Genomic DNA, 4,795 nt, shown 5'->3' on the forward strand with positions numbered 1-4,795 from the left:
TAGTACATCCATTATGGCTTGATTCACCCTGTCATAATGGCCTTTGGCATAAGGACAGTCTCTTGGATTACATTTTACTTCTTCATTTAAACATATTTTTTCCTTAGCAGTAATGACAATAGATTTAATCCTAAGTCCCTTCCATGCCATCTGCTCTATAGAGTTTAAAGCTGCCTGCCTTGTAATAGTCTTTGCAGTCAAATAAAAAACTTTAGAAGCAATACCCTCCCCAACAGCCTTTATAGAAGGGAATATAGTAGAAATGGTTTTACCTATACCTGTTGGAGCCTGAGCAAAAAGGTTTTTTTCATTAAGTATTGTCTCATAAACGGCAACTGCCAATTTTCTTTGACCTTTTCTATAATTTTTAAAAGGAAAAGAAAGTTCTTTTATGGCTGCATTTCTAACCATTTGCCAATAGAAAGTCATATTTGCCCATTCTACATATTCCTCAATTAGCCCTAAAAAAAATTCCTCCAATTCCTTAAAAGTATAGTATTTTATAAACTTCTTAGTTTCTTCCGATTCAATGTTGTAATAGGTAAGCTGTATATTTATTTCATCTATCTTATTTTCCTTTGCATATATATACCCGTAACATTTCCCTTGAGCCCAGTGAATCGGATTATAATCTTCATCAAGCTCATCCAATGGCCTTATAGTGCTTTTAATCTCATCTATTATTATATTTTCATCTGTCTTTAAAATTCCATCCGCTCTACCTTCTATTTCTATTGTAAAGTCTTCATAATTTAAGATATGCCTTAATGCAACTTCTGGAATGTATTCTTCTTCATAAGAGTTTTGCACCTTTTGATGGGCTCTTGTCCCTTCCACTGCTCTAGTACTTCCCATAAATGTATTGTCTATATCTCCTGAACGAAGTACAAACTCGACTAAATTCCTTACAGATACTTTGATTTGTTTAGACATATTATTCATCCTTAATCTTCATGATATTTGACACCTATATATACTTTCATATGGACTTCCTTTCTAATACCTATAATCTTACTATATACTGACAAGTCTTTTTTTGCCCATTTTTATATAATTCATGCCACGTTGGTCTATCGATAATTCCTATTAGTTCAGCACCACTGTGTTCACAGGTCTTTCTGGATGCAATATTTTCCGGTGCACATGTAATTATAATTTTATCCATCTTGTGTTTCTTTGCTAATAGAAACAGTAATTTACAGGCCTTTGAGGCGTAATGATTTCCTCTATAAGATTCATAAATTTCATATCCTATATTCCCGCCATATTTTGTATTATCATTATGTCCGATACGCAAATCACACTGACCTACTTCAACATCATCAACACACCTGACAATCTTGAAATAATATGCTGGAACATATCCCTTCTCGATGTTTTCATCAGAAGTTCTATATAAACGTAAATAAATTTCCTGATCTCGAAAATCCTTTGTATCAAAAAACAATTTTACACCTCCATAATATTTGAATGATTTTCTATCTCAGAGGATAGTCTAGATTTATCTATATCTATACGTTTTATTTAATCAGCAATATTTGATGCTTCAATAGAAAATTCTACACATCCACATACAACCTCTAAAACTTTTTCCCTTTGATCCCATCTGCTATAATTTTCAAAACCTACTCTGTCCTTTTTATCTATACTCTTTCCTTTCTCAACATAGTCATTTCCAATTAATTTAACTAAAAAAGGATTCTTTATAATCTCCTTCGCCAATATTTAAATAGCCATAGGCACATTGGTTTAGCATGGATACAATTTCCCAGAATTTATTTATTATCAAATAAACTAGGCTCTAATATAGCTTCAGATTATCTAATCCAGGTAATATTAACTGCTCATACTCATTTCTTTCTTTTTCAACGCTACTTTCTTATGTACACCTTTTTATTTCTAACAAAAGGGATTGATTTATTATTCCACTGAACTACTTCTAATTCGGGCCATTTTCGAACCCACTTTTTAACCTTCTTATCATATATCTCTTTCGTTATCTGTCTGTTATTAGCAATGACTTTCATTTCAAAAATATCTTTAAGTCCAAAAGGAGCATAAATTTCCCAACACATTTCAGATATTTTCCTTACTCCTAATGAAGTGGCTGTAGTTGGCCAAGTATCTATTGCATCTTCAATAGACTTATACGGCTCAATATCATAGCCAAATTTATCTTTATACCATGAATGAACTCTAGCTTCATTCTTTACATCAAGCCAAAGAGGATATTTTATTAACTCTTGGTTTAAATATTCAGTAATTTCTTTTTCGTACTTTTCTGCAATATTTTTCCGATTATGAAAAACTATATCAACATCATCTATCCCATAATCAGGTGATCGATTAGTTAATATATTCCACACAGTTTGTGTAATAGCGCCTCCTCCAATATAACAATCTTCAGCTTTGAACTCATATAAAGCTTCTGCAACTTTCCTTAAATTACGCATATTCCCAATTATATCTATCAAATTTTTAGCTTCTTTTAATGAAGTCATTTTAAAAGCCCCTTCTTTTTCACATTATAAATATGATCTCGAACCACAAAATTGACAGTTCTAATTTACATTCCGTGAATTTCTCTCTTTAAAAAAAAATATATATTATCACTTTAAAACAGTTTTGAGAAAAAAGTTTTTAAATCCTTCACCAATTTTATTTTCATCTTCACAATTATTTTTTTCATATATATCCATATAGTACTGTCCTATTTCAATATCTATTGAAATGGAATCTAAAGGAAAACCTTTAATTCTCTATAGTATGCCATAGCTTTAATTCTGGCATTTTTCTAATGGGTCATTACCTATTTCATTTATTTTCTTTTAGGTTTCTTTTTTATTATTATCAATCTCTTTATATCTTCAACTAAACTCATATCAGAAACATTGATCCATAACCATTTACCATCATGATATTGACGGGTATTTGAATATAATTCAATAATTTCAGGAGAAAATTCATTTTGTATTAACTCAAATTTCTGCCTTTCTGCCTTGCCAAATATAACTAGTACAGTAAACTGTCCCTCTTTTGCATAAAAAGCACATAGGGTTCTGCGGCTTCTACGATATTTTACTTCCCAAACCCCATACTTTCCACCTTCATCCCATACAGGATCAAATTCATAATTTGACTCTACAAATTGAATAAGTTCATTCCATGCTTCCATTGCTGTTTCACCTAGCAAAGATTCTATTTGTTTTTTGTTTGGAATTGTCTCAAGCACATTTACACCTCCTTGCTTTCTTGATTTCTAAAAAATGTCTAGACATGGTAGGAAAGCTTTTCTGCAATCCTGCCAACCCGTTCATAAGTAATTAATTCACATAGTTTTTCAGTTGCTTTTCCAAATTTTCGGTATAGAAAATTAAAGAGAAAATATGGTACTCGCTGTTTATGTGCCTTTGGCATTCTTTTAAATATATTCTTCGTAGAGTAAACTTGTTTATAAATCCATATATATCCATTATAAAGTTCTTCAGGAGTCATGTTTTTTGGCTTAAATACAACATTTGCAGTATTATACTTTGAAAAATCAAAGTCTATGATTCTTCCATTTTTGACGTACTCATGGTAAACTTTAGTTCCGGGATATGGGGTAAGTATATGGGATGTAACTGTTTCTATTTTGTTTTTTACGATCCAATCTAATGTAGTCTTAAATGTTGTAACATCGTCATCGTCAAGGCCAAAAACAAAACTAGCGTTAATCATTATTCCCCGTTTGTGAATTTCTTTAACTAAAGTATCATACTTTCGGATATTGTTCTGACTTTTATGGACATTTTTTATAGCTTTTTCATTTAGGCTTTCAAACCCAATAAATAAACTTTCACATCCTGAAATAGCCATCTCATCTAATAAATCAGGCATGTCCACTATATTCGCTGAAACCGCTGCATTCCATTTCAATCCCATTGGTCTAATGGCTCTAACAAATTCTAAAGTCCATTTGGGATTTCCAATAAAATTATCATCTATGAACATTACATGTCGCTTACCAATTGCTTTAATATCTTTTATCACATCTTCAATAGGCCTGTTAATATATAATGTTTTATAAGCTTCACAGCTATTGTAACAAAAATCACACCTGAATGGACATCCTCTACTTGTACTGATAATATTGCAATATAAGTATTTTTTCGTATCAATCAAATGATATCCTGGCGAAACAACCTCGCTACCTTTAATTTCATCGTTACACTGGTATATTTTTTTCAGTTTCCCATCCCGAAAATCTCGAACAATATCAGGCCATGTTTTCTCTGCTAATCCAACGGCTATAACATCAAAGTACTTTTTGGCCTGTTCAGGAAAAGCTGTAATATGTATTCCACCTGCTACTACTGGAATCCCCTTACTTTGGTAAATCTTTGCAATTTCTATTGCACGAGGAAAAACATCTACTGTAACAGTAATGCCTACAATGTCTACTGCTTCATCAAAATTAATATTTTCGATATTTTCATTTTCAATTATAACTCTATGTTCTTTATGAAACATATTTGCTATTGTCAATAATGCAAGGGATGGGGACATTCTTGTTTTAAGTCGAGTATCCATTGGCCTCATTATCATTTTTGGTTGTATCAATTTAATAATCATATCAGCGTTTTCCCTCCAAGGTGTAGGTTCTTCTATTTCTCTAGAAGTGGACATGGGGACAGGTCATTTGTCCACTATAGTTTCCCAATTAGGCTTTTTGAAAATCCAGTAATTCTGGATAATTGCCTTAAAGATACTCCCTTGATATCTTTCAATTCCTTTAATATACTATTTCTCTTAT

Annotated in this window: 6 protein-coding genes; all 6 read right to left on the bottom strand. The window is 31.7% G+C overall.

The window, feature by feature from the left end; genetic code table 11:
- Positions 1 to 933: DEAD/DEAH box helicase (locus C3E90_RS07770; RefSeq protein ID WP_236915082.1), on the bottom strand; the 933-nt coding region annotated here is incomplete at its 3' end.
- Positions 934 to 1,003: 70 nt separating this feature from the next.
- Positions 1,004 to 1,447 carry a GNAT family N-acetyltransferase gene (locus C3E90_RS07775; protein ID WP_236915083.1) on the bottom strand — a complete coding sequence of 148 codons (444 nt, stop codon included), beginning with the start codon at positions 1,445 to 1,447 and terminating at the stop codon, positions 1,004 to 1,006.
- A 77-nt stretch (positions 1,448 to 1,524) separates the two neighbouring features.
- Positions 1,525 to 1,722 carry a hypothetical protein gene (locus tag C3E90_RS07780; protein ID WP_236915084.1) on the bottom strand — a complete coding sequence of 66 codons (198 nt, stop codon included), beginning with the start codon at positions 1,720 to 1,722 and terminating at the stop codon, positions 1,525 to 1,527.
- A 149-nt stretch (positions 1,723 to 1,871) separates the two neighbouring features.
- A complete protein-coding gene (locus C3E90_RS07785; RefSeq protein ID WP_236915085.1) occupies positions 1,872 to 2,501 on the bottom strand; it encodes a nucleotidyltransferase family protein in 630 nt (209 codons plus the stop codon).
- Between the two features lie 317 nt (positions 2,502 to 2,818).
- Positions 2,819 to 3,232: a DUF3788 domain-containing protein gene (locus tag C3E90_RS07790; protein WP_236915086.1), complete on the bottom strand. Its 414-nt coding sequence runs from the start codon at positions 3,230 to 3,232 to the stop codon at positions 2,819 to 2,821.
- Between the two features lie 38 nt (positions 3,233 to 3,270).
- Entirely contained in the window at positions 3,271 to 4,614 is a 1,344-nt protein-coding gene (locus C3E90_RS07795; RefSeq protein ID WP_236915087.1) for a B12-binding domain-containing radical SAM protein, read from the bottom strand.
- Between the last annotated feature and the right edge of the window lie 181 nt (positions 4,615 to 4,795).

It is taken from the genome of Clostridium sp. Cult2 (genome assembly GCF_021655075.1).
GTDB lineage: Bacteria > Bacillota > Clostridia > Tissierellales > Tepidimicrobiaceae > Schnuerera.